This is a genomic window from Nocardia sp. 852002-20019_SCH5090214 (genome assembly GCF_001665865.1).
GTDB lineage: Bacteria > Actinomycetota > Actinomycetes > Mycobacteriales > Mycobacteriaceae > Nocardia > Nocardia nova.
Map to the genome: position 1 here is coordinate 71,799 of NZ_LZMK01000449.1, position 25,708 is coordinate 97,506.

The following is a 25,708-nucleotide window of genomic DNA, read 5'->3' on the forward strand; positions in this document are numbered from 1 at the left end:
CATGAGCGACGTGCCCTTCGGATTCTCGAACCGCGACGACGATCCCGACCGCGACAAGCGTGACGATCAGGCCGGTTCCGGAGCGAACAACCCCTTCGCCTTCGGCATGGGGTCTTCGGGCGCGGCCGGATTCGATCCCGCGGCCTTCGGGCAGATGCTGACCTCGCTCGGGCAGATGTTCTCCACCATGAGCCAGCCGGGCGGCCAGGCGAGTCCGGTCAACTACGACGTCGCCAAGCGGCTGGCTCGCCAGCAACTCGGATCGACGGTCGCGCCGATCACCGACGGTGCGCAGCGCGCCGTCAGCGATGCCGCGCATCTGGCCGAACTGTGGTTGGACGCGGCGACCACCCTGCCCGCCGGGGCCACCAGGACGGTCGCGTGGTCGCCCAACGATTGGATCGAGCAGACACTGCCGACCTGGAAGCGGCTGTGCGATCCGGTCGCCGAGCAGGTCTCGGGTATGTGGAGTTCGACACTGCCGGAGGAGGCCAAGCAGTTCGCCGGGCCGATGCTCGGCATGCTCGGGCAGATGGGTGGTCTGGCCTTCGGCTCGCAGCTGGGGCAGGCGCTGGGACAGCTCGCCCAGGAGGTGCTGACCTCCACAGATATCGGGCTGCCGCTGGGTCCGGCCGGAACCGCGGCGCTGTTGCCCAGCGCGATCAGCGAATTCAGCAAGGGCCTGGAACGTCCCGAAAGCGAGATCCTGGTCTATCTGGCCGCCCGCGAGGCCGCTCACCAGCGGCTGTTCGCCCATGTGCCGTGGCTGCGGCAGCAGGTGCTGGGCGCGGTCGCGGATTACGCGCGGGGCATCCGCATGGACTTCTCCGCGATCGAGGAGGCCGCGCAGAACATCGATCCGATGTCGCTGACCGATCCGTCGAAACTCGAGGAACTGCTGTCGCAGGGCACCTTCGAACCGCAGACCACCCCGGAGCAGAAGGCCGCGCTGGAGCGGCTGGAAACGCTGCTGGCACTGATCGAGGGCTGGGTTCAGGTCGTGGTGGCCGAGGCGGTCGGCGACCGGCTGCCCGGTGCGGGTGCGCTGGCCGAGACGCTGCGCCGCCGCCGCGCCACCGGCGGTCCGGCCGAGCAGACCTTCGCCACGCTGGTCGGCTTGGAGTTGCGTCCGCGCAAGCTGCGGGAGGCGGCCACGCTGTGGCAGCGGCTGACCACCGACGCGGGAATGTCGGCGCGCGACGCGGTGTGGGCGCATCCGGATCTGCTGCCCAGCTCCGAGGATCTCGACAAGCCGAGCGGCTTCATCGACGGTGTGATCGGCGGCGGCGCCGATGTTTTCGACGATCCGCTGGCGCAGCTGGCCGAGACCGAGGCCCGCGAACGCCGCGAAGGCGCTGCGGCGCAACAGGAGCGGCCGAACGAGAACGCGGCAGGCGACAAGAGCCCGGAAGGCACTGCCGCCCAGGACGATTCCGGTTCGGGCACGAATCCGCCGGACGCCGGTGACGAGCGCGGCGAGAACGAGGATCGCTGACCGGCGGCGTCACCGAGGCCGGTCGGCCCGGCCTCAGCCCAGTCGAGCTTCGGCGGTCGCGTAGCCGAACAGCTTGCGCCCCTTGGACAATGCGTCGACCACGACGGTCACCATCCGGCGGCGCGAACTGAGCCAGCCGACCTGTCCGCCGAACAGGATCGACGCCGGAGCATCGGAGTCGACGGGCAGATAGTGCATCTTGGGCGCGTACTGCACCCGCAGTTTCGTCAGCGCGGTCGGATCGCCGAGCCAGCGACCGAGATATCCCGCGACCAGGCCGAACGTCAGCATGCCGGGCACCGTTCCCGTCGTGGTGCCGCAACGGTGCGGATCGACGACACCGGCGTGCCGCACCACATCGTCGGCCGCGACCGTGACGGTGTCGGCGGGCAGATCCGCGCCCACCGCCAGCGGGCCGAGATCCACGAGAGGGCGCGGCAGCGACGGTTGGATCCGGTCGCGCTGCGGCGTGCGCAGGCGCCGTTGCGCCGAAACCGGTTCGAGATCGTGCGGCCGGCCGGACGTCCCCGTTCGCGCACAGGTTCCGGGCTGGGTGTGCACCAGCAGCGTAGAGGAGCCGCTGGTCACGACCTGGCCGTCGTCGTCGCGCAGCAGGGTGGTCACCGAGACCACGTCGTAGTCGCGGTAGTGGCGGAAGGATTCGAATCCGATTTCACAGCTGATGCGGTCGCCGGCCAGCAGTGGGCGCACGATTTCCAGCGTGCGGTCGGCGTGCACGACGCGCCCGTTGTGGAAGCCCGGCACGAGTGCCTCGAGCGTGCTTTCCTCGGCGCGCATCCATACGGTGGTGGCGAAGGTCGGCGGGGCCACCAGGGCATCGAATCCCCGAGCGGCGGCGGCACGTTCGTCGCAGTGGATGGGGTCGGTGGCGCCTATCGCCCGGGCGTACTCGCGAATCGCGTCCGCCGCGATCGGACGATCGCCGCGGGTCCGAAACCGATGTTCGCCGTGCAGCGATGCCACCGGTGGCACGTCGAGGGATGCGCTGACCATGTTGCTCCTTTAACCGACCCGAATCGACCCGATTGTCGGCCGCCGGTGGCCGGGCGTTAGCACTCTCGGCGCCGGTCTGGAAAATTCACGGCGAGTCGTCGGCGAGTTTTGTGAAACGGTGCGTTCGGAGCGGGGCCGCGACTCGAGTCGAAGCACCCTGTGGACAACGTCGAACCTGTGGATAACCAGGGGTTTTCCACCCGCTGCGAGCAGGGCCGGCGACAATACTGAGGCCCATGACGTTGTCACACACACGTGGACCGATGTTGCATCCGCGGGTGGCGGTTCTGCGCCGGCCCTCGGGCGCGGTGCAATTGGGATGGGATCCCGAACGCGCGGTACTCCTGCACCCGCCCGCCGTCGAGACCGATGCGGTCGTCGCCTTCGTCCGGCTGCTCGACGGTCTGCACAGCCATCCTCAGCTTCTGTGGGAGGCCAGGCAACTCGGTCTCGGTGGCGTGGCCCTGGAGCTGTTACGCGATATCGACGCGGCCGGACTGCTGGTGTGGCCGCGGGCGCGCCGCACTCGCGTGCGGACCGTGCACGTACACGGCCGCGGGCCCCTGGCGGATTCGCTACACGACGGTATTCGGCGACTGGGCATCACTCCGACGCGTTCGAGCGAGTACCGCGGCGGTACTTCGGATTTCCTACTGTCCACCGATCTGGTGATACTCACAGATGCGCTGGTGCCGGTGCCGGAACTGGTCAGCATGCTGCTGGTGCGCCGGATCCCGCACCTGCAGGTTCGCATCCGCGACGGGCACGGTGTGATCGGGCCGCTGGTGCTGCCCGGCGGTACCAGCTGTCTGCGCTGCGCCGACCTGACCCGCACCGAATTCGACGCCGAATGGCCGCATCTGGCGGCGCAACTGCTCGGCCGGACCGGCTACGCCTCCCCCGCGACCATTGCCGCCACCGCCGCCCTGACACTGCGCGAGATCGAATCGATCATCGAGGATGCCGCCGACGACCCGCCCCGAACCCTGGACACCACACTGGAGTTCGATCCACACACCCGGCGCGTCGCCCGGCGCCGCTGGACCCCGCACGCGGACTGCGCCTGCCGCCGAATCGCAGCCACGGTAACCGAAGCGGCGGCCGACGATCGCGCGGCATCCGTCGCCGGAGGATCGGTATGAGCGCGACGAAGGTGGCCCGCGCCGCAGCTCGGGCGGTGACAGAGTCTCGCCTCAGGGCCGCCGTGATCTCGATCGCGAGGTGGGCGGGTTCGGTCGGATCAGTGCTCGCTGGTGGCCGAGTCGGTGAAGGACCAGACGGCCGCAGGCCGTCCGGTGGCCTTGGTTCGCATTCGTTCCCCGGTGCGGGTGAGACCGGGGATCGCGGCCAGGGTGCGGTTGAGGTTGCCGGGGTCGGGGCGAGTGCCGGCCAGCGCCGTCGCAAGGGCAACCGCGCGCGTGGCCGGGAAGTGTTCGCCGATCAGGGGACGGGTGAAAGTGAGGTCCTTCCAAAGCATCTCGGCGAGCCGTTCCCGGGCGACCTCGACGATCATGTTGTGGTCGAAGGCCAGCGGCGGGACCGCATCGAACGAAACCCATCGAGCACCGGTGGGTGTTGCGGGGCCCCCGAGTACCGCCCACATCGCGATCGAGAGCGTCGGCCCGCGCGGATCGCGGTGCGGTTCGTCGAACGTGACCAGCTGACCGACGGCGAGAATCGCATCCTCGGGCACGCCCAGTTTGCTGTGTACCGCGCGGCGGGCCGCCGTCACGAGTCGCTCACCGCGACCGAGCAGCACACCGGGCAGCGCGAGTTCGCCCGCGAACGGCTCCCACTGCCTCGGCGCCACCCCGAAGGTGACGGCCGGGTCGTCGGCGCCGAATCGCAGGGCGAGGACATCGAGCGATACGGCGGATTGCTGCTCCACGGCCAACCATCATGCCGCAGCCGCGACCCGGGCCACGCGATCGGCGCGATCGGGGCCGTGCCCGGTCAGCACCACCGGCGCGCCGAGCCGGCGTGCCAGGAATTCCGGAACGTCCGCCGGCAGCGGAACGAGATCCGGGGTGCTCTGCGCGAGGAGACCTGTCAGCCACCGCTGATGACCCAGATCCCGCCAGGCGCCACAATCGATCCGGTTCCGATATCCGTCCGGGGCGAAATATCCTGCGGCAGTGCGGAAGTCGTCACGACCGGCCACGAGATCCAGGTGGTTGACGGCGAGGGCGTCGACTCCCCCGCACGCCTCCACGGCATAGCGCAGCAGGACCGGATCCAGATGGCCGACGCGAAAGACGCCCTGATACGGACCGGTGGCATTGTGCGGCTCCGGGACCGCCAATGCCGTGTCCTCGGTCGGAAAGGGGCCCGCGCCGTGGCGAGTCTGGTACGCACGTGTCACTCCCAGCACCGTGCCCGGTGCGCCGATGCGTGCCAGCATGGCGCGGGCATGGCGGGGTTCCACCGTCGACCAGGTGGTGTAGGGGTGCAGGCCCCGCCATTCGTCGAGCAGCACGCCCTGGGCGCCCTCGAAGACCAGCCGGCCCGCGGCGGCGAAGACCGCGAGCTGCTCGCCCGGCACCAGTGCGACCGTCCGCGCGAATTCCGTATACACCTCGACGAGGGCGTCGATCGGCTCCCAGCCGTGCCGCCCGCGCGCCAGCAGCGGCGCGTAGTGCCGCTCCAGCGCGATCAGCTTGCGGCGCAGGACATCCGGGCTCCGGCAGTCCCGGACCCGAGGCGCATCGTGCTCGAGTGCGTAGCGCACGGTCTCCCCGATGCCCATACCGCAGGAACCGTGCCGTGCGGCACCGCGCGCATCCTCACGGCAGCGGTTGGCGGCTCCGTGGATCGGAGTGGTCAGCAGTGCGCGCTCGTCGACGACGATCGATCCCAGCGGATCCGCGACCCCCAACGCGGCCAACGCTTCGGCCTCGGCCGCCAGAGCGATCGGATCCACCAGCACATGCCGCGACAGCACCGTCGGCACGCCCGACAGCGTGCCCGATCCGAACTGCCGGAAGGTGTGGCGCCGGCCGTCGACGATCACGGTGTGCGCGGCCTGCGCGCCGCCGTTGAAGCGCACGACGGCCGCCACCTCCAAGCCGGCCTGTGGCGAGCACAGCCAATCCACGGTGGCGCCCTTCCCGGCGTCGCCGAATCCCAGATCGACCACGATCACATGCCGGTCGCCGAACATGATGTGTTCCCTTCGCTTGTCGGATCGGGCTCGCGATCAGAACCGGACGTCGTCGTCGCCCGGGGTCGCCGTCGGCAGTGCGCCCGCACCGCGGGAGCGGACGGGAGTACCGATCGGGGCCAGCGCCTTACCGACGACCTCGGCGGCGTCGGATCCGATGTCCCGCAGATCGGCCAGGCCGGCACCCAGATCGACGCGGTCCTCCCCGATCCCGATGGTCAGCGCGATGAGTTCGCACACTGCCGCCGGATCGTCCAACCGCAGCACCCGCTCTCCGAGCACTCCCCGCCAGTGCTCGAGAATCTCCGGGTCGGTGTAGTAATGGGACTGATTCGGCAGGATGTAGTACACATGCCACCGATCGGCCAGCTCGCGGTAGATCGAGGGAACCGAAATGTCCTGTGGCACATCGTCGCCGATCACCCGGCGTACATGCGCCGCCGCGAGTCGCGACTTGTTCAGCTCGTCACCCACGATGAACAGATAGCCCTTGCGTCCGCGCCTGTCCCACGCGTCCGTCGCCGTGTGCCGGGCCATGAAATACGCTGCGAGTTCGTAACTTTCGGATTTCTGTCCGCCACCGCCCCCCTCGAGCAGAATCAGGCGCAGCTGTTCGTCCATCCGATTGTCGGACTCGAACTGCCCGATCTGCAGCGGCACCCGATCACAGTCCGCATCGCCGATTCCGCCGAACAGAATCTGCGGATCCTCCGCATATCCCTTGCGCTGCAACAGCCCGTGCAGGGTGGCCAGCTTCTCCTGCATGATGCGCGGGACCCGCCCCATCGACCCGGTGACGTCGAACAGCACCGCGATCGGCAGCGAGGCCCCGTGCTCGTCGGAATCGCGGGATTCGCGCACCCCGACGCCGAAGGGGTCGAGCAGCGGATGCGCGACCCACTCCGGATAGGGCTTGGCCCGCATGTCGGCGGTATAGCCGAAGTCGTCGAGTCCGCGGGCGGCGCGGAAGGTGCGCGCGGCGTCGTAGGCACTGTCGTCCCACTGCCCGTATCCCATCGTGATCACTGTCCTTTCGGTAGTTCGAACGGCCGGAATCGGCGGGCGCCGTACAGCCGGTCGAGCAGGTCGTCGAATTCGTCGAGCAGGGTGCGAGCGTCGGGCCGCAGCCGGGGCGCGGATTGCAGGCAGCCCTCGGCGAAGGCGCGCATCGGTGCGGGCGCGCGGTCGCCGAGCATGGTGAGCAGCAGCCGGTGGGCCAAATACACATCGGTGCGGGGGCAGACCCCGCTGCCCGTTTCGGGCGGATAGTCGATCGAGGCCGGCGTGGCCGTCGGCACCCGCCCGGGCCGGGTCGCGAACGACCAGCCGACCAGCACCACCCCGTGCAGACGGGGATGGATGAGCACGTTCTCCGCGGATACCGCGGTGTGCACCCAGTGCGCGGTCGCGGCACCGGCGAGGCAGCGCAGCAGCCGGCGGTGCATCCAGGCGTAGTCGCGTGGGTCGAGTCCGCGCGGATACGCGGCGCGAACTCGAGCCAGCGTCACGAACCCGTCGGTCAGCGCGTCGAGCACGTTGATCGCGCGCACCTCGCCGGATTCGGTATCGGTGTGGTCGACGGTGTCGATCAGGCGCGGGTAGTACGGCGTCAGCCATTCGTGCTCGCCGGTGAGCGCGGCGATATCCGTCAGCGCGTTTCGCTCGTTCGCCAGCAGCGAATTCGCGGCCTGCCGCCGTGCGATCTTCACCACGGCGGCCGCCGAGTCGGTGCGGTACAGGTCCGCGACGGAACCGGCGGCGTGCAATGCGCCGAGGCGATACCGCCCCCGCATGCCACACACCTCGAAGGTCTGCTCGGCCGCCAGCCAGCTCCGATACAACTCGCCGAGGCGGACGAATGCCGCGGTGGCCCGCTCGGCGTCGGCCGCGGCCACCCGGTCCGGATGCAGCGCGGCGGCCAGCCGCAGATACGTCCGATGCGCGATGCGGCGAGCGGTGGAATCCGTTGTCGCCACGCCGAACAGGTCTTCCGGACGCCGCACCTTCCGGAGGGTCGCCGCGGCTGCTCGCAGTGTCGTCATAGTTTTAGTCTAACCGACTAAAACACTCGGACACAGAGATTTGCGCCAACTTTTTGTCGTTGTGACCAAAACAGGCGACGAACACCCGCCGACCACCACCGATAAGCCGTTTCTCAGGGATTCGCACACGCAGACCACGGCCCCGACCGGCCCGACTGTGACCGATGACACGTCTCGCTCCAGGGGTGGAGTTCACGCAATTCACATGGCACGCGACATGGTGGGTCAGCCATGATGGGGGTGTGTCTGAGATTGTGCGCCGTAGCTCATCCCGCAACGCCAAGTTGGCGAAGATTCCACTCGGTATCGCGGGACGGGCCGCTGTGGGGTTCGGCCGCAAACTCGCCGGCGGCGACAAGGGCGAGATCAATGCCGAGTTGAATCAGAAGGCCGCCGAGCAGATCTTCTCCGTTCTCGGCGAGCTCAAGGGCGGCGCAATGAAATTCGGCCAGGCGCTGTCGGTGATGGAGGCCGCCGTACCTGAGGAGTTCGGCGAGCACTATCGCGAGGCGCTGACCAAGCTGCAGGCCGCCGCGCCGCCGCTGCCGGCCGCCGCGGTGCACCGGGTGCTGGACCAGCAACTGGGCACGGCCTGGCGCAAGCGCTTCCGTTCCTTCGACGACGCCCCTACCGCCTCGGCCAGTATCGGACAGGTACACAAGGCCGAGTGGTCCGACGGCCGCACGGTGGCGGTGAAGGTCCAGTACCCCGGCGCCGACGAGGCGCTGCGCGCTGACCTCAAGACACTCAATCGGATGGCCGGCATGATCGCCGCCGTCGTCCCCGGCGCCGACGTCAAACCCATCCTCGCCGAGATCACCGAGCGCACCGAGGAAGAGCTCGACTACCGCACCGAGGCCGCCAACCAGCGCCGCTTCGCCAAAGCCTTCGACGGGCACCCGAGGTTCCTGGTACCCAAGGTGGTGGCCGGGGCACCGAAGGTGATCGTCACCGAGTGGCTCGACGGCACCCCGGTCTCCCAAATCATCAAGCGCGGCCACCAGGATCCGGCGGGCACGGTCGAGCTGCGCAACCGCGTCGCAACCCTGATGGGTGAATTCCACTTCTCCTCCCCCGCCCTGGCCGGCCTGCTGCACGCCGATCCACACCCCGGCAATTTCATGATGCTCGACGACGGCCGGTTGGCGGTGCTCGATTTCGGCGCCTGCGCCCCGCTGCCCGACGGCTTCCCGCCCGTGCTGGGCCAGATGGTGGCGATGGCGGTCGAGGATCGGTTCGAGGAACTGACCGAGCTGATGTACAGCAACGGCTGGGTGATTCCCGGCCGCACCGTCACGCACGCCGAGATCGCCGACTATCTGCGCCCGTTCACCGATCCCATCCGCGAGGATTCGTTCCACTTCACCCGCAAGTGGATGCAGCGCGTGGCGGGCAAGGCGACCGACGTGAGCCGCCCGGAGATGAAAACGGGTATGTCGCTGCAACTTCCGGCCGAACACATCATGGTGTTCCGGGTGCTGATGGGTTCGATCGGCATCTGCGCGCAGCTCGACGCCGAGGTTCCGTTCATGAAGCTGATGCACGACTGGGTACCCGGCTACGCCGAATACCGAAGCGCCAGCTGATCGTTCACCTACCCCGAATATGGGACGAGCCCCGCATCCGACAAAGATGCGGGGCTCGTTCGTGCTCCCAGAGGTGGCCGAGGCGGATCCGCGCTCGGCCCGAACCGGCGCCGATCACGCCAGTGCGACCTTACGCGGGCGGCCGCGCGGCCGCTTGCGGGCGATCACGACGCCCTGTTCGAAGATCTCGCCGCCCCAGACACCCCAGGGCTCGGCGCGATCCAGGGCAGCCGCGAGGCACCCCTTGCGGATCGGGCAGGAAGCGCACAGTGCCTTGGCCTCTTCCAGCTGGGTCGGGCTTTCGGCGAACCACAGGTCCGGGTCACCGACTCGGCAGGGCAGGGTCAGCGCGACACCGCGGGTGCGGGCCGGCCTCGAGGCCTGGGTCGATCGGCATGTCGCGCGAGTAACGGTCGCGGTGGACACGTCTTGCTCCTTCAGCTCGTGCAGCGGTGGTTTCGTTGTCTTCCGCGAAACCGGTGCCGGTGGCTGGAGGCCGAAAAGAACTATGGCCACGGTTTCGCTTCGGGCGATCCGTGGCCAGGAGGCTGTGGTAGTGGGTTCTACCTGAACCGACTTCGGTGTCGGTTACTGATCACGGTCGCTGGGTGTGCGTTGCGGAGGCGGGCTGCCTGCAGATTCGCCGTCATACGATCGGCTTCGACTGCGAAGGCGTGGGCTGCGTCGGTGTGGAAACCGACGTGTGCCGGGTGCCAACCCCACTCGGACTTGTCTGCGGCAATTGCATATGCGGGCGCTTGCGGTCGAGCACCGATAATGCTTGCGACAGACAGACCGGTCCCCTGCAAGGCGAGGACCCCCCGGGAGGCGGACACGACAGAAACCACCGGTGCCACAACGCTTCTCGAAGCGAGAGTCACGATGTTGTTCATTTTGTCTACCTCCCTCCTACTCGTTATCCGACTGATCACTGTGCGCGCCGGAATGCCCTCCCAGCGCGTGATCACCACCCTACGGGTGTGATACACAACCGCACAACCTATTTTTCACCTGCGGTTTTGTCACTCGCGCAGCGCTCACCGAATCACCGGTTGCGCACCCGGGATCGCACGATCGCCAGCAGCTCCGGGCCGAACTGCTGCGACTTCTGCTGTCCGATACCCGGAATCGCGGCGAGCGCGTCCTCGTCCATCGGCACCTGTTCGGCGATCGCGGTCAGCGTTTTGACGCTCACCACCGCGAACGGTTTGATCTGCAACTCCTCGGCCCGCTGCCGTCGCCACTCCTGCAGCGCGCCGAGCAGTTCGGTATCCACCTCGGCCGGGCAGCCCGAGCAGCGGCCGAGCAGCGTGTCGGTCGAATTGAGCAGGGAACGCCCGCAGACCCGGCAGACCGGCAGCCGGCGGCCGCGACCACCCCGCGCACCGGCCTGCTGGGCGACCATCGACGCCGGAGAATCCTCCGGCACCAGCCCGGTGAGGAATCGGCTGCGCCGCCGGTTGCGGCGCCGGCCGTCGGCACGCGCCAGCGCCCACGACAACCGCAGATGTTCGCGCGCCCGGGTCACGCCCACGTAGAGCAACCGCCGTTCCTCCTCCAGCGCGGCCTCGTCGGTCACCGCGCCGCCCTCGCCCAGAACGTGGGCGATGGGCAGGGTGCCGTCGGTGAGCCCGACCAGGAAGACCGCATCCCATTCCAGCCCCTTCGCCGCGTGCAGCGAGGCCAGCGTCACACCCTGCACGGTCGGTGGGTGGCGCGCCTCGGCGCGGGCGGCCAGTTCCCGCAGCAGTCCGGCGAATTCGAGGCCGGGATCGTGGGCGGCGAGCTCCTCGGTGAGCTGTACCAGCGCGACCAGCGACGACCAGCGCTCGCGGGCCTGCGCACCGGCCGGCTCCTCGGCCGTGAGCCCGAGCCGGGCCAGGACCGCGCGCACGAGCGTCACCACCTCGGGGCCACGCGCCGCGGGCAGGTCGTCGCGGGCTCCGGCCTGCCGCAGCGCCTGCACCGCCTGCCGGACCTCGGCCCGCTGGAAGAATCCCTCACCGCCGCGGACCTGGTACGGGATGCCCGCCTCGGTCAGCGCCTGCTCGTACACCTCGGACTGGGCGTTGATGCGATACAGCACGGCGATCTCGGCGGCCGGGACACCACGCCCGAGCAGACCGGCGATGCCCTTGGCGACGGCGGTGGCCTCGGCGACCTCGTCGTCGTATTCGGCGAACGACGGTTCCGGCCCGTCGGCGCGCTGGCCGACCAATTGCAGCCGGGTCCCCGCGATGCGTCCGCGCGCGGCGCCGATCACGCGATTGGCCAGCGACACCACCTGCGGCGTGGATCGGTAGTCCCGTTCCAGCCGGACCACGGTGGCATCCGGGAACCGGCGAGAGAAATCGAGCAGATAGGCGGGACTGGCGCCGGTGAACGAGTAGATCGTCTGATTGGCGTCGCCGACCACGGTCAGATCGTCGCGATCGCCGAGCCACGCGTCGAGTACCCGCTGCTGCAGCGGGGTCACGTCCTGATATTCGTCGACGACGAAGCACCGGTAGCGGCCACGGAATTCCTCGGCCACGGCCGGGTAGTCCTCGAGCGCGGCGGCGGTGTGCAGCAGCAGATCGTCGAAATCGAGCAGCAGACCGTCCGCAGTGTTCTTCAGCGTCTCGTAGCCGGTGTAGACGGCCGCGACCTTGTCCGCCTGATACGGGATGTCGCGGTGGTGGCGCTGGGCGGCGCCGGGGTAGTCCTCCGGCGCGATGAGCGAGGCCTTCGCCCATTCGATCTCGCCCGCCAGATCACGCACGTTCTCCGTCGCGGTCGGCAGGCCGACGCGCTGGGCGGCCTGGGCGACGACCGCGAATTTGGAGTCGATGAGTTTCCACGGCACGTCGCCGACGATCTGCGGCCAGAAATACTTCAGTTGCCGCAGCGCCGCGGCGTGGAAGGTACGCGCCTGGACGGTCTGCGCATCGCCACCCAGGCCGAGCGCACGCAACCGGGACCGCAGCTCACCGGCCGCCCGCGCCGTGAAGGTCACCGCCAGCACCTGGTCGGCACGCACATGCCCGGCCGAGACCAGATGGGCGATGCGGTGGGTGATGGTCCGGGTCTTGCCGGTGCCGGCGCCCGCGATCACACACACCGGCCCACGCGGCGCCCGCACCGCGGCTGCCTGCTCGGGATCGAGCCCGTCGAGCCGCAGGCTGGTCGATGAGGTCGGGACAGGCACGCGCTCCATCATGACAGGCACCACCGACATCCGTGCCGCCGCGACGACGCCCCCGGTTGCCCCGCCACGGGGGTCCGGCCGCGGCTCCCCCGGCCGGCGCGCCCGTCGCTCAACTCCGCGCGTCCCGCAGCGTCCGCAACGATGCGGCGAAGTCGGCGGTACGGGCGTGCAACGGACCGAAGAACTCCCGGTCGCAGTCCTCCACCGCGACGATCGCGCGATTGACCAGTGCCACACCGGCTTTCGTCGGAACCAGGGATTTCGCGCGCCGATCGTGCGGATGATCCCGCCGCTCGATCAGGCCCTTCTGTTCCAGGGCGCGCAACACCTGGGAGGTCATCATCGGGTCGGTGGCGGCATGGGCGGCGAGATCGCGCTGCGTGATCGGGGTGCCGGCGTCCGACCCGCCGAACCAGGTCAGCGCGGCCAGCAGAACGAACTGCACGTGAGTGAGATCGAACGGGGCCAGCGCCGCGCGCACCGCTGCCTGCCACCGGTTGGTCACCTGCCACAACAACAGGCCGGGGCTTTCGTCGGCGCTGCCGAATTCGGTTCGCAGGGCACGATTTTCGTCACTCACCGAGCGACCGCCGACATCTCGCCCGCGTCCTCGCCCAGCATGGCCCGGGAGATGACCTCGAAGTCGTGCGCGCTCAGTTCCACCACGCCGCGCCGGAGCACGATGCCCCAATGGGGGACGCTGGTGAGATCGAGGTCACCGCGCACGGAATCGATCGCGACATCGCGCGCGTCCGGGCGGTAGGTCACCGCGCGCCGCCACGGCCGGAAGCAGCCGCCCTGATCGTCGGCCTGCCACACGGGCCGATCGTCGATCATGCCGATCGCGGTGAACGACTTCACCGCGTCCCCCTCGCGCATACCGGTTCTGGGCGAGTAGTAGACGAGCCCGTCACCCGGCCGCATCCGTTCGACCGCGGTTCGCTTGCCGTGATTGGCCTGCGCGATGCCGAGCGCCACCCCGCGACGCACGTGATCGCGGGAGACGACGGCCAGCCAGTACTTGCTCATGATGTCCTCCTCGAACGATTCAGCGGATGCCCGGAACGGCCCGGCGCGCCTCGGCCGTCTCGACCAGCGCCGCGAGGTCACGGTGGACGGAATCGGCCAGTCCGCCGCCCATCAACGCCGACCACAGCCGGCGCAGCGGGCCGGTCATCGAAATGGTCACCGACACCTCGGTGCCCGCGGCCGTCTCCGCCACGTGGTGCGCGAAGATCAGCCGGGCGCCGAACAACCGGGAGACGTCGACGAACTCCTCGCCGGTCAGCTTCTCGATCACGAACGCGACCTTCGGGCCTCCCTTCGGCTTCAAGGTGCCCGTCGCCCCCTCGGCGAAGGGGCCGTCGAGCCGGACCCACTCGGTGTCGGCATTCCATTCCGGCCAGGTGGCCATATCGGCCCAGACCGCGAAGAAGTCGGCGGGTGGGGCGGTGGATACGGCGTGAGCTGCGGCAATCTGCGTCATGGGAAATAGTATGCGCGCTTACTATCTGTTTGGCAAGTCCCTCCGGCGGACATCACAGCCAGCCGTGGGAACACGGAAAACCGATTCGATGTTCAATCAGGCGTGACTGCTACTGACCTGACCATGTACTCGACGACCTGGTGCGGCTACTGCCGCCGCCTGAAGAAGCAACTCGATGAGGCGGGCATCACCTACACCGTCGTCGACATCGAACAGGATCCCGACGCGGCCGAGTTCGTCGGCAGCGTGAACGGCGGCAACCACGTGGTGCCGACCGTCAAGTACTCCGACGGGTCCACCGCGACCAACCCGAGCCTCGCCCAGGTGAAGAGCGCCCTCGCCGCGATCGGCTGACCGACGGCGAGCGAGGGCGAATCAGCCTGCCGCAGCCCAGGATTCGACGATGGTGCGGGCGATCGAGATGGAGCCCGGCAGCAGGAGCCGTTGCTGCTCGGCATTTCCGGTGTCGCCGGTGACCGAACCCCACGCGCCCGCGGCCAGTGCCGTGCGCACCTCGTCGCGGGTGAACCAGTGGGCCTCGGCGATCTCACCGTCGGAGAAGACCAGCGGTGCATCGGGATCGGCGACCGCGGCGAACCCCAGCATGAGCGAACGCGGCAGCGGCCACGGCTGACTGCCGAGGTAGCGGATGTCGCGCACCGCGACGCCGACCTCCTCGCGAATCTCGCGTTCGACGCAGCGTTCCAGCGACTCCCCCGCCTCCACGAAGCCGGCCAGCAGCGAGAACATCTTCTCCGGCCAGTTCTGCTGCCGGCCGAGCAGGACCCGGTCGCTACCGTCGTGCACCAGGCAGATGATGGCCGGATCGATACGCGGGAATTCCTCGTGTCCGGAGGCGTTGACGCGCGACCAGCCGGCATTCGACACGGTGGTCGGGCTGCCGTCGACAGCGCTGTAGCGGGCGCGGTCGTGCCAGTTCAGCAGCGCCAGTGCGGTGGACAGAATGCCGAGAATCACGTCGTCGAGGTGCAGCGAGGTGCTCACCACCCGCAGGTCCATCAACTGACCCTCGAGCTCGTTGTCCCGAACCCCCCAGATGTGCGCGCCGTCGACCACACCGAGCAGGACCGCCTCGGGCACCGGCTCGGACGCATAGTCCAACGCCGCCTCCAGCACCAGCTGATCACCGTCGATCCGAACCTGCCCCCGCCGGTTCATCCGCACCAGTTTGGCCTCGGCCCACCCTTGCTTCAACGCCTGCTCGTCCGAGCGCAACGTCTCCGCACGATCGAGGGCGGAACGAGACAGCAGTGGAAGACCATTCAGTTCGAATAACGACACGCTTCGAGGGTATCGCGGTGGTTGCGACCTGCGCGGAGCAGGCTTCCCCGGTCCGGGCTATTTGTGCACGCGGCGGATGTAGAGGAGTTTGTCGCCGGTTTCCAGGGCGTCCACCTCGGGCTCGTCGACCCGGATCAGCGTGCCCTCCCGGACCACGCCGAGCACGATATCCCGCAGATGCCGCGGCGAACCGCCGACCTCGTCGGATTCCACGTCGCGTTCGGCGATCGCGAACCCGGCCTCCGGGGTGAGCAGGTCCTCGATCATGTCGACGACGCTGGGCGTGGTGGTCGCGATACCGAGCAGCCGGCCCGCGGTCTCCGAGGAGACCACGACCGAATCCGCGCCCGATTGCCGCACCAGATGGGTGTTCTCGGCCTCCCGGATCGACGCGACGATCTTGGCCTTGGCATTGAGTTCCCGCGCGGTGAGCGTGACCAGCACCGCGGTGTCGTCCCGGTTCGCGGCGATGACCAGCGAGGCCGCGTGCTGAGCTCCGGCCAGCCGCAGCACATCCGATTGCGTCGCCGAGCCGTGCACCGTCACCAGGCCGGCATTGGCCGCGGCCTCCAAGACGGTCGCATCGGTGTCGACCACCACGATCTCGGCAGGTTGCACCCCGTCGCCGAGCATCGCGTCGACCGCGGTCCGGCCCTTCGTCCCGTATCCGACGACCACGGTGTGATTACGCACCTTCTGCCTCCATCGCTGAATTTTGAACGCCTGCCGGGACCGCTCGGTGAGGACCTGCAGGGTGGTGCCGACCAAGACGATCAGGAACAACACGCGCAGCGGGGTGATGACGATCGTGTTGATCAGGCGCGCCTGCTCCGTGATCGGGGTGATGTCGCCGTAGCCGGTCGTCGACAGTGAGACCGTCGAGTAGTAGGCGGCGTCGAGGAGAGTCAGTTCCTCGCCGCGGTTGTCGTGATAACCCGCGCGGCCGAAATAGACCACCAGCGTCGCCGCCACCAGCAGCAGCACCGCGAACGCGACCCGGCGGGTCAGCGAGACCCACGGGCTGGTCCGGATTTCGGGAATGCGGAGTATGCCGACCAGCGCGTAATCGGGACGATCCGTCAAACGGCCCAGACCTCGTGAGCTGTCACCGAACACGGTATCCCCCGGATATGTCGTTGCTCACCTGTGCCACAGATCGGCAGCGTACCGGCCGGAAGCCGGGTCGAGGGACTGGGCACGCGAGTAGGCGGGAGCGTAGCGTCACCACGGAGCGACCCCACTCGCGGCGGAGAGAGCGCGGAGCCGGGGCGGAGAAAGGAATACCGCATGAGTGACGCCGGTCGAGGCTCGCAGCGGCGAGCGGTGCTGATGAGCGCCGCCCTGTTCGGCATGGGCACGCTGCATTTCGTGGCGCCCAAGCCCTTCGATTCGATCGTGCCGCCGGCTCTGCCAGGGCGGGCGCGCACCTACACCTACGCGTCGGGTGTGGCCGAAATCGGCGTGGCGGCCGCCTTGGCCGCCCCGCGGACCCGGCGGCTCGGGGGCCGGCTCGCGGTGCTGTTGTTCCTCGCCGTCTTCCCGGCCAACATCCAGTTCGCCGCCGATTCGGTGCGAAATCCGAAGGCGGCCAAGGCGATCAAGTGGGTGTCGGTGCTGCGGCTGCCGTTCCAGGTGCCGATGATCACCCAGGCCCTGCGCATCAGCCGCGAAGCCGCCTGAGGCGCAACGGGTTTCACTCGGGCGGATAGTCGGGGGCGAAATCGGCTTCGGACACCAGGTCCGGGTCCGGCGGGGGTTCGGCACCCGGGTCGGCGCCGAACTCTTCGTCGGGCGGAAGGTCGGCGGCGGGTTCCTGGCCGTCCTGCGAGCCGGCGGGTGGCGCCCAGGCGGGCGCGACCTCGGCGATGAGTTCGGCCAGCTCGGCCGACCCCGGCAGTTCGGCGGGCGCGACCGTCCTGCCGCTGCGGACGTAATGGAATGCGGCACCGACCTTCTCCAGCACGAGCTCTTCGGCCTCCCCCGTCTGCGCGGCCATCATGCGAGCCCACGCGACCCGGTAGACGGCCAGCTGCATCGCGACCGAGCGTTCCTCCGCGCGTGTCGGTTCCGCGCCGGTCTTCCAGTCGACGACCAGCCAGCGGCCGCCGGGTTCGCTGAACACCGCGTCCATCCGGCCGCGAATGAGCGTGCCGCCGATGCTGGTCTCGAATCCCACCTCGACATCGACGGGGTTGCGGTCGGCCCACGGCGACGCCAGGAACGCCTCCTGCAGCCGGATCAGATCGGCGTCACCCGCACCACTGTCGGCGGCGCCGGGCAGTTCGTCGAAATCGAGCAGCCCGACCGCGCCGAACCAGCGTTGCAACCACGCGTGAAATGCGGTGCCGCGCCGGGCGAGTGGGCTCGGCGGATACGGCAGCGGCCGCCGCAGCCGGGCCGCCAGCTTGGCCGGATCGGCCCGCATATCCACCAGCGCGGTGGCGGGCAGCTGCGCGGGCAACTCCACTTCGTGAATGCCCTCGGCCGTCGTGAAGTGCTCGGTGAGCAGGGCGTCCACATCGGCCGCCCAACCTTCGGGATCCGGGTCGGGCTCGGCGGGCGCCGCGCCTTTCTCCTCGCCCGCTCCGTTGCCGCCGTTCGTGCCGGAGGTCGACGGGTCGTTGGTCAGGTCGACGAAAAGGTCCAACTGGCGCGGAGTTTCGAGTGCGCCCGGGTCGTCCTGGGCCCGGCGGGACGGAACCGAGGGGGCATCGTTCCGGGCGGGAGCGGTGTGGCCGTTCGACGTCTGCTTGCGATGATCACGAGGGTCGGGCTCGGGCGGAAGGTGCGCGAGCGCGGTACGGACCAGGGCCGCCCCCGCTTCGACCGCCTGCCGCCGCACGCCGAGCGGGTCGCGGGGCCAGTCGGCCACGGCGGGATTGTCGGTGAAGGGGTTGGGCGCGTCGGGGGGTGGCGGGTCGGCCCAGATATCGACGCGCACGGTGCCGTGTCCGGGTGACTCCGGATGGTCGGTCCACCGCTTCAGTTCGAGCAGGAAATCCGAGGGGCCCTTCGGCGTCGAGCCGGTCTCGGCCCAGTGGTGGGCCGAAACGAACAGCGCGCGTTCGGTTCTGGTGAGGGCCACGTAGAACAGGCGGCGTTCCTCGTCGAGGCGGCGGCGGGCCAGCGCCTCCTTGTGCTGTTTGATCGCCCGTTCCAGATCCGTGCGGTCGTACAGTTCGGTGAGATCGAGGACCGGAACGCCGTCGCGCACCGGCGCGGAATCCGTCGCGTCGCCGTCGCTGTCGCGTTGCCGGTCACCACGCAGGGAGGTGGGGAGTTCGGCGAGCGCGCCGAGCCAGGTCGCGGCGGCGTTCCCGGAGGGAAACAGGCTCCGCGATACGTGCGGTACGGCCACCACCTCCCATTCCAGCCCCTTCGCCGCGTGCACGGTGAGTACCTGGACGCGGTCGTGCGCCACCTCCACTTCGCCGGGCTCCAAACCGTTTTCGACCTCTTCGGCGGCGGCGAGAAAGCTCAGCAGGCCGGGCAGGGTGGCACGGTGGTCACCGGCGTAGCCCGCGACCACGTCGGCGAAGGCGTCCAGATGTTCACGCCCGGCGCCGGCGCCCGCGGCCGCGCGGCGGGTCTGGGTTTCCACCCCGACCCCGATCGTGCGTTCCACATCGGCGACCAGTTCGGGCAGCGACTGCCCGCTGCGCTCGCGCAGGGCTGCCAGCTCGCGCCCCAGGGCGACGATGCGCGCATAGCCGAGCTCCGAATACCGTTGCGCCGGACCGGGATCGGCGATGGCGTCCGCGATGCCCGCCTGTTCGGCGGGTTCGGGCGCCACGGCCCGCAACGCCTCCGACAACCCGGCCGCATCCGTGATGGCTTCCGCGCGACCCGGCGCCCCGACGATCGACAGTTCCCGCGCCCGCGCCGACAACGCCTTCAGATCGCTCACACCCACCCGCCAGCGCGCGCCGGTGAGGATGCGCATCGCGGCGCTGCCGGCCGCCGGATCGGCGATCAACCGCAGCGTGGCCACGATATCGGCCACTTCCGGAGTGGCGAGCAGACCACCCAGGCCGACGATCTCCACCGGCAGCCCCCGCGCGCGCAGCGCCTCGGCCAGCGGCGCCGCGTCGGCGTTGCGGCGTACCAGGACGGCGGAGGTCGGCGGTGGCCGTCCGGCGTCGGCACACCGCTCCCATTCCGCGGCGATCCGCTCGGCGACCCAGTTCCGTTCCTCGGCAACGGTTTCGGTGAGAGCCAGCGCGACGGTTCCGGCCGTGGCCTGCGGGCGGGGGCGCAGGGCGTCGACCGTGACCCCGCCCTCGGCGCCGCGCAGCGGTTCGGCGACCAGATTCGCCAGATCCAGCGCCTCCGGCGGATTGCGCCAGCTCGTCAGCAGCGGCAGTACCGGCGCGGCGACGTTCGGCGCGGCCGGGAAATCGGTGGTGAAGCGGGGCAGATTGGCCGCCGACGCACCGCGCCAGCCGTAGATGGACTGCATCGGATCACCGACCGCGGTCACCGCCGGGCGGTTGGCGAATTCCGTCGCCGGCACCTCGTCGCCGAGACCGACCGCGCCGCGATCCCCGAACAATGCCGCGAGCAGAATGCGCTGCGCGTGCCCGGTGTCCTGATATTCGTCCAGCAGCACCAGGCGGAACCGCTCGCATTCCGCCGCCCCGACCTCGGCGTGGGTGGCGGCCAGCCGCGCGGCCAGCGACATCTGCGAGCCGAAATCCAGTGCGCCGCGGCGTCGCAACTCCTCGCCGAGCCGCGCGACCAGCGGCAGCAGCGCCACCCGATCCTGCTGTGCCTTGACGATCGCGCGCAGCTCCTGATTCGGGCCGCCGCGCTGTCGCGGGCCGGGCGGCAACGTCTCCACCAGCCGCTCCAGCTCCCGATGCGCTACCGCCAGCTGCTCGGGCGCCACCAGATGTTCGGCGAGCTGACCGGACAGCGCCAGCACCGCCTCGGTGACCGATACCGGCGTGCGCTCGGTATCGAGATCGCCGTCCCAGCCGGTGACCACGCGATGCGCGAGCTGCCACAACTGCGTTTCGGTGAGCAGGGTGGCCGAGGGCTCCACGGGCAGGAGCAGGCCGTGCTCGGACAGCAGCCGGCCGGCGTAGGAGTGATAGGTGCTGATCTCCGGTTCGGAGCCGACCAGTGTCGCGCGCAGACGACCGGTGCTGTCGATCTCGCGCAGCAGCGGCGATCCGGCCAGCCGCGCCAGACGGGTGCGAATACGAGTCGTCAACTGCTGCGCGGCTTTTCGGGTGAACGTCAGCCCCAGCACCGCGTCCGGGGCGACCAGCCGATTGGCGACCATCCAGACCACCCGCGCGGCCATCGTCTCGGTCTTGCCCGCGCCCGCACCGGCGACGACGAGCGTCGGGCCGAGCGGTGCCGCGATGACGGCGGACTGTTCGTCGGTGGGTGGCGGCAGGCCGAGTGCCTGCGCCAACTGCTCCGGCGTGATCGTCATCGATCCGTCACCTGGCGGCCGGTGTCCTGCACCGGGCAACTCCCGGCCACCTGGCAGTGCCGGCAGCCGTCGTTGCGCATGGCCAGGAAGCCGGGCCCGCGGGTGGCGGCCGCCGCATCGTGAATCGCCTTGCGCCACTGGGCGATACCGTCGGAATCCAGCGCGGTCTGCAACCGCTCGGTGGCCCCGTCGCGACTGGGTTTGGCGACGTAGACGAGGCGGGCGCCGCCCGGTTCGACACTGCCGCCGTCCACCTCGGCGGCGAATCCGCCCGCGCCCGCGGCCACCTGGTAGGTCGCGAGCTGGGCGTGATCCTGAGCGGCCTGTTTGGAGATCGGGGTCTTACCGGTCTTGACGTCGACGATGACGAAGCGCCCCAGCGCATCACGCTCCACCCGGTCTACCCGGCCGCGGATCCGCACCGGCACCTCGTCCGGATCGCGGGCCGGCAGCACACAGTCCACCGGCACCTCGACACCGACCTCGGCCAGCTCGGCGCGTGTGTTGCGCAACCAGGCGAGGAAGGTGTCGACCATGGATTCGGTGCGCCGCAACTCCAGCCGCGAGTGCCAGCTGTGCGGGCCGTCCTCGCCGGAAGCCGGGTCGACGGCCTTCCACGCCTTGACCAGCGCCGCCTTCACCTGATCCTCGGTCACCCGCCCGGCCAGCGCCTGGACCAGCGTGTGCACGAGATTGCCCTTGACGGCATGCGGATTGTCCCCGTCGCTGCCACCGTGCCGCTCCAGTGCCCAGCGCAGCGGACAGGTCTGCAACAGCTCGACCGTCGACGGCGACAGGGCGACCGGGCCGTCACCGTCGTCCCACAGCGCCAATTCCGAACTCGGGTCCGCGATGCCGTACCACTCGTCCGGATGCGCGCCGCGCACACCGGCCGCGGCCAGCCGGGCCAGCTGGGTGGCGGCCCGGTCCCGGCGGGCGGGATCGGCGCCGTCGTCACAGACCACACCACGCAGCTCGGCGATCAGGGCCTGCGCGACCAGCGCGCGCCCCGGATCGACCGGTGGCGGAATGCGTCCCGGCTCCCCCGGTTCGGCCTCCGGATCGAGTTCGGCCAGGAATCGGGAGGGCACCAGATCGCGGTCGCCGGTGACGGATTCGACCGCGGTCACCAGCAGGCTGTGCCGGGCCCGGCTGCACGCCAGCAGCAGCAGCCGGCGCTCCTCGGCGAGGATCGGCGCGGCCCGGCTGACCTGTTCGCCGGGATCGGCCACGCCCCCGACGAGGTCGACCAGTTCCTCGATGCCGAGCAGGGTCCCGCGCGGACGCAGGTTGGGCCAGATCCCCTCCTGCACCCCGGCGACGGCCACCACATCCCATTCCCGGCCGGCCGCGGCGTGCGCGCTCACGATCGCCACCGCGTCACCGGGTTCGGTCAGCGGAGCCGAATCCTGGTTGATCTCCTGCTGTTCCAGATATTCGACGAACCCCTCGACCGAGGCGCCGGGCAGCCGGTCGACATAGGCGGCGGCGGCGTCGAACAACCCGACCGCGGCATCCAGGTCGCGATCGGCCTGGACCGCACCGGCCCCGCCGCGCTCGGACTGCGCCACCCAGCGCTTCTCCAGCCGCGACGCGGTCCACAACGCCCACAGCGCATCCTCGACCCCGGCCCCGCGGCGCAACGCCCGTCGCGCCCGGTCGACCGCCCGCAGCACCCGCACCAGCGGCGCCACCTCGACCTCGGTGAGCCGATCGAGCAGGGTGCGATCACCGACGCCGGTGATGAGGTCGCGCAGCACGACCGCCGAAGACCGGTCGAGTTCGGAGTAGGGGGCGAGGGCCTCCGGCGACTCCTCGACTGTCGACGAGCCGCGCGCCGTTGGTGCGGAATCGGCATCACCGGGCAGACTCGGCTCGGATTCGCCTGTTCGCGTATGAGATTCGACTCCCGGCTCGCCGGCGCCCAGCTCCGCGTCGTCGTGGCCCGCCGTGCCAGGCTCGGTCCGGGGATACCCGCGGTCGATCAGCGCGCGGCGAACGCCTCGGCGCAGGCGGCGCAGACTGATCTGATCCGCGCCGCCGAGCGGGCCCAGCAACAGATCGAGCGCGTCGTCCTCGGAGAACATCTCCGGGCGCCCGCGTTCGACCACCAGCAGGGCGCGCAGCGATTGCAGCATCCACGCCGCGCCGCGCCGCCGGGCCAGCGGGGTATCCGGTTTCGGTTGCAGCACCGGCACTCCCGCCGCGGTGAGCGCGCGGCGCAGCGGGCCCAGCGACAGCGGCACCGAACGCACCACGACCGCCATCCGCGACCACGGCACCTCCGCGGTGAGGTGGGCTCGCCGCAGGTGATCGGCGATCAGCGCCGCCTCTTTGGCCGGGGTCGTGAGTACCCGCACCAGCGCCTGCCCGTCGACGGACGGATCGCCGAGCAGATGGGGTCCACCGGTCCGCGCATCGAAGCGGTGCTCGGTTCGCCCCGGCATGCGGGCGGCGATCCGGGCGACCGCGTCGTGGACCGCCGGCGCGCAGCGATGATCGTCGTGCAGGATGATCCGGCGTTCGGGCGGGGCGTCGGGTTCGGTGACGAAGCGGGTGTCCGCGCCCCGGAAACTGAACACCGCCTGATCCGGGTCGCCGGCCACGACGGTGGTCGCCGGGCCCGACCCGATCGCGCGAATCAGTTGTGCGGCAAGCGGATCCACATGCTGAGCGTCGTCGACCAAGAGGGTGCGGAGGCGTTCGCGCTCGGCGGCGAGCAGTTCGTCGTCCTCGATCAGCACGTCCAGTGCGGCGCCGACCAGTTCGGCGGCGTCCAGGGCGGGCGCACTGGCCTCGGGGGCTTGGACGCCGACCGACCAGCGCAACAGCATCGACTGTTCGTAGCGCTGCGCGAACGATCCGGCGGCCTCCCATTCCTCGCGTTCGTGCAGGCGCCCCAGCTCGATCAGATCCTCGGGTCCCAGATCGCGCTCGGTGGCGCGCAACATCAGATCGCGCAGTTGCTCGGCGAAACCGTTGGTGCCGAGTGCGGCGTGCAGGCGCGGCGGCCACAGCACCTCACCGCCTGCCGACATGTCGGCGAGTTCGCCGCGCACCATCTCGCGCAGGACCACGTCCTGTTCGGCGCCGGTCAGCAGCCGCGGCGGCGGATTGCCCCGGGCGGCCGCGTGCGTACGCAGGATCGCGAAGGCATAGGAGTGCACCGTGCGCACCATCGGCTCGCGACTGGCGCCCGGCACCCCGCCGAGTTCCGGCGCGAGGGCGGTCAACTGCCGGGTGAGGGCGTTGCGAACCCGCAGCGCGGCCTGTTTGGAATGGGTGAGCACCAGCACTGATTCCGGATCCGCACCCGCGACGATGCGATCGACGGCGAGATCGGTGAGCAGCGCGGTCTTCCCGGTACCGGGACCACCCAGCACCTGCCAGGGCCGCCAGCCCGGGTCGGCACCCGACCCACCCGCGAACAGCGTTCGGACATCGGCACCCCATTCGCGTGGCCGGGGTGCGGTCTCACTGCGGCGCACCAGTCGCACCGAGCTATCCGATCGCATCACACGCGCTATTTCAACAGACACCCCCGACAGAATTGAATTCCGTGACAGCAAACGCACCCCGTACATCCGATGTGTCCGAGCTGTGATCGGCGCCACGCCCCTCCGGGCGGTATTCACGAATTCTCGACCGTCTCCGTCTGCGACCGATAATGCCTGGTAGAAGGCTTGTGCGTGAGGCCGCACGGCTGTGCCTCGGGGCCGCTGCGAATATCGGACCGAAAATCTCACCGCCGCAGTCCTTCCCCGGCAGTTCACCGGCGCGGCCAGCCCCCGGCTATCCCCCTGGCCGATTCGCGCGAACATTCGCCTGCGCACGAACACTTTCCGGGCCTCGGGTGTGCACCGGTCGCACCGCTGTGTCGTCGGCGGCACAATGATCGGGTGTCCGACGCCCATATTCATCGATTCGGCCCCGCCGACGGTCCGCTCGTCCTCGCCCTGCACGGGTTGACCGGACACGGGCGGCGGTGGGGCGCGCTGGCCGACGGGCACCTGCCCGAGGTGCGCGTCGTCGCTCCCGACCTGCGTGGGCACGGGCGGGCGAGTTCGCTCCCGCCGTGGACCTTCGAGCAGATCGTCGACGACCTGGTTCCGCTGCTCACCGAACCGGCGGTCGTGGTGGCTCATTCGTTCGGGGCGGCGGTCGCGATCCATCTGTCCCGTCACCGCCCCGACCTGGTCCGCGCGCTGGTCTTGCTGGATCCCGCGATCGGCCTCGATCCGGTACTGCTGCACGACATCGCCGAAGCGGGATTGGCCCGGCCCGACTACGGCGACATCGCCGAGGCACGCCGCGACAAGCTCGAGACGGCCTGGGCCGATGTGGACCCCGGACTCCTCGAGGCCGAACTCGCCGAACACCTGGTCGGCACTCCCGAGGGCCGGGTGACGTGGCGGATGAGCCTGCCCGCCGTCACCTCCTATTGGGGCCAGCTGGCGCGCGAGCTGGTTCTGCCGCCGCCGCGGATTCCGACCGTGCTGGTCCGGGCCGGCAAATCCCCGTTCGTCACCCCCGCGACCGTCGCGGCGTTCGCCACGCTGCCGCATTTCACGCTGCACGAATTCGACTGCGATCACATGGTCGCGCAGGCCCGGCCCGCCGAGACCGCCGACGTCGTGCGGTCGGTGCTCTGATGCCGACCACCGACGCCGAGATCGAGCGGGTGCGGGAGCTGGTCGCGGCCATTCCGCCCGGACGAGTCGCCACCTACGGGGATATCGCGGCGGCCGCCGGGCTGTCGACCCCGCGGACCGTCGGCTGGATCATGCGCACCGACTCCGCCGATCTGCCCTGGCATCGGGTACTGCGCGCCGATGGCACTCCGGCGGCTCATCTGGTGCAGCGCCAGTTGCGCCGGCTGGCCGAGGAGGGCTGCCCGATCCGCGGCGATCGCGTCGACCTGGCCGCCGCCCGGCATCGATTCGGCGACTGACGACATCGCGAATCCGGCCGTCGACCTCGGTGTCGGCCCACG

General features: G+C 69.9%; 21 protein-coding genes. 7 read left to right on the forward strand and 14 right to left on the reverse strand.

The genetic code is table 11. From position 1 onward, the window contains the following. Window position 1 precedes the first annotated feature (1 nt). Window positions 2-1,495 carry a zinc-dependent metalloprotease gene (locus tag A5780_RS38020; protein WP_082976956.1) on the forward strand — a complete coding sequence of 498 codons (1,494 nt, stop codon included), beginning with the start codon at window positions 2-4 and terminating at the stop codon, window positions 1,493-1,495. 33 nt (window positions 1,496-1,528) lie between these two features. Here the strand turns inward: A5780_RS38020 and A5780_RS38025 are convergent, their stop codons facing one another. Beyond that, a complete protein-coding gene (locus A5780_RS38025; protein ID WP_064904097.1) occupies window positions 1,529-2,509 on the reverse strand; it encodes a MaoC family dehydratase N-terminal domain-containing protein in 981 nt (326 codons plus the stop codon). Window positions 2,510-2,745: 236 nt separating this feature from the next. On the opposite strand from A5780_RS38025, the gene A5780_RS38030 reads away from it, so the two are divergent. Beyond that, entirely contained in the window at window positions 2,746-3,651 is a 906-nt protein-coding gene (locus A5780_RS38030) for a TOMM precursor leader peptide-binding protein (protein WP_064911446.1), read from the forward strand. A gap of 98 nt (window positions 3,652-3,749) precedes the next feature. On the opposite strand, the gene A5780_RS38035 is transcribed toward A5780_RS38030, so the two are convergent. From A5780_RS38035 to A5780_RS38050, 4 genes are read right to left on the reverse strand one after another with little or no spacing between them, the layout of a single operon-like run. Continuing rightward, window positions 3,750-4,397 (reverse strand): NUDIX hydrolase, encoded by a 648-nt coding sequence (locus A5780_RS38035; RefSeq protein WP_064911483.1) that lies wholly within the window; start codon window positions 4,395-4,397, stop codon window positions 3,750-3,752. Window positions 4,398-4,406: 9 nt separating this feature from the next. After that, complete coding sequence (locus A5780_RS38040) at window positions 4,407-5,669, reverse strand: adenylosuccinate synthetase (protein ID WP_064911447.1); 1,263 nt, start codon at window positions 5,667-5,669, stop codon at window positions 4,407-4,409. Between the two features lie 36 nt (window positions 5,670-5,705). Then, the gene (locus tag A5780_RS38045) at window positions 5,706-6,686 is read right to left on the reverse strand and encodes a hypothetical protein (RefSeq protein ID WP_064911484.1); all 981 of its coding nucleotides are present in this window, start codon (window positions 6,684-6,686) and stop codon (window positions 5,706-5,708) included. A 5-nt stretch (window positions 6,687-6,691) separates the two neighbouring features. Then, on the reverse strand, window positions 6,692-7,711 hold the full coding sequence (locus A5780_RS38050) for a hypothetical protein (protein WP_064911448.1): 1,020 nt from the start codon (window positions 7,709-7,711) through the stop codon (window positions 6,692-6,694). A gap of 242 nt (window positions 7,712-7,953) precedes the next feature. Between A5780_RS38050 and A5780_RS38055 the strand changes: the two genes are divergently transcribed. Continuing rightward, window positions 7,954-9,297, forward strand: coding sequence for an AarF/ABC1/UbiB kinase family protein (locus tag A5780_RS38055; RefSeq protein WP_064904141.1), 1,344 nt, complete (start codon window positions 7,954-7,956; stop codon window positions 9,295-9,297). Window positions 9,298-9,411: 114 nt separating this feature from the next. Here the strand turns inward: A5780_RS38055 and A5780_RS38060 are convergent, their stop codons facing one another. The 5 genes from A5780_RS38060 to A5780_RS38085 form a co-directional block, all read right to left on the reverse strand. After that, window positions 9,412-9,723 carry a WhiB family transcriptional regulator gene (locus A5780_RS38060; RefSeq protein WP_081879546.1) on the reverse strand — a complete coding sequence of 104 codons (312 nt, stop codon included), beginning with the start codon at window positions 9,721-9,723 and terminating at the stop codon, window positions 9,412-9,414. 619 nt (window positions 9,724-10,342) lie between these two features. Then, window positions 10,343-12,496, reverse strand: a complete 2,154-nt coding sequence (locus A5780_RS38070) for an ATP-dependent DNA helicase UvrD2 (RefSeq protein ID WP_064911485.1) — start codon at window positions 12,494-12,496, stop codon at window positions 10,343-10,345. 97 nt (window positions 12,497-12,593) lie between these two features. Then, complete coding sequence (locus A5780_RS38075; protein WP_063010329.1) at window positions 12,594-13,064, reverse strand: MarR family winged helix-turn-helix transcriptional regulator; 471 nt, start codon at window positions 13,062-13,064, stop codon at window positions 12,594-12,596. Next, the gene (locus A5780_RS38080) at window positions 13,061-13,513 is read right to left on the reverse strand and encodes an EVE domain-containing protein (protein ID WP_064911450.1); all 453 of its coding nucleotides are present in this window, start codon (window positions 13,511-13,513) and stop codon (window positions 13,061-13,063) included. Before A5780_RS38080 ends, A5780_RS38075 begins: the two co-directional genes overlap by 4 nt. Before the next feature lie 19 nt (window positions 13,514-13,532). Continuing rightward, on the reverse strand, window positions 13,533-13,970 hold the full coding sequence (locus A5780_RS38085) for an SRPBCC family protein (RefSeq protein ID WP_063010325.1): 438 nt from the start codon (window positions 13,968-13,970) through the stop codon (window positions 13,533-13,535). Window positions 13,971-14,072: 102 nt separating this feature from the next. Between A5780_RS38085 and A5780_RS38090 the strand changes: the two genes are divergently transcribed. Beyond that, on the forward strand, window positions 14,073-14,324 hold the full coding sequence (locus tag A5780_RS38090) for a mycoredoxin (RefSeq protein WP_281207748.1): 252 nt from the start codon (window positions 14,073-14,075) through the stop codon (window positions 14,322-14,324). 21 nt (window positions 14,325-14,345) lie between these two features. Here the strand turns inward: A5780_RS38090 and nudC are convergent, their stop codons facing one another. Together nudC and A5780_RS38100 are read right to left on the reverse strand one after the other, a co-directional pair. Then, the gene (gene nudC, locus A5780_RS38095) at window positions 14,346-15,272 is read right to left on the reverse strand and encodes an NAD(+) diphosphatase (RefSeq protein ID WP_064911451.1); all 927 of its coding nucleotides are present in this window, start codon (window positions 15,270-15,272) and stop codon (window positions 14,346-14,348) included. A gap of 57 nt (window positions 15,273-15,329) precedes the next feature. Next, window positions 15,330-16,388, reverse strand: coding sequence for a TrkA family potassium uptake protein (locus tag A5780_RS38100; RefSeq protein ID WP_063010321.1), 1,059 nt, complete (start codon window positions 16,386-16,388; stop codon window positions 15,330-15,332). A 171-nt stretch (window positions 16,389-16,559) separates the two neighbouring features. Between A5780_RS38100 and A5780_RS38105 the strand changes: the two genes are divergently transcribed. Then, on the forward strand, window positions 16,560-16,952 hold the full coding sequence (locus tag A5780_RS38105) for a hypothetical protein (protein ID WP_063010319.1): 393 nt from the start codon (window positions 16,560-16,562) through the stop codon (window positions 16,950-16,952). A 13-nt stretch (window positions 16,953-16,965) separates the two neighbouring features. Here the strand turns inward: A5780_RS38105 and A5780_RS38110 are convergent, their stop codons facing one another. Both A5780_RS38110 and A5780_RS38115 read right to left on the reverse strand, forming a co-directional pair. Continuing rightward, the gene (locus tag A5780_RS38110) at window positions 16,966-20,715 is read right to left on the reverse strand and encodes an ATP-dependent DNA helicase (RefSeq protein WP_082976958.1); all 3,750 of its coding nucleotides are present in this window, start codon (window positions 20,713-20,715) and stop codon (window positions 16,966-16,968) included. After that, complete coding sequence (locus A5780_RS38115) at window positions 20,712-24,230, reverse strand: ATP-dependent DNA helicase (RefSeq protein ID WP_064911452.1); 3,519 nt, start codon at window positions 24,228-24,230, stop codon at window positions 20,712-20,714. Before A5780_RS38115 ends, A5780_RS38110 begins: the two co-directional genes overlap by 4 nt. A gap of 384 nt (window positions 24,231-24,614) precedes the next feature. Between A5780_RS38115 and A5780_RS38120 the strand changes: the two genes are divergently transcribed. Continuing rightward, entirely contained in the window at window positions 24,615-25,367 is a 753-nt protein-coding gene (locus A5780_RS38120; RefSeq protein ID WP_063010315.1) for an alpha/beta fold hydrolase, read from the forward strand. After that, on the forward strand, window positions 25,367-25,666 hold the full coding sequence (locus A5780_RS38125; protein WP_030515956.1) for an MGMT family protein: 300 nt from the start codon (window positions 25,367-25,369) through the stop codon (window positions 25,664-25,666). Before A5780_RS38120 ends, A5780_RS38125 begins: the two co-directional genes overlap by 1 nt. Window positions 25,667-25,708: the final 42 nt, after the last annotated feature.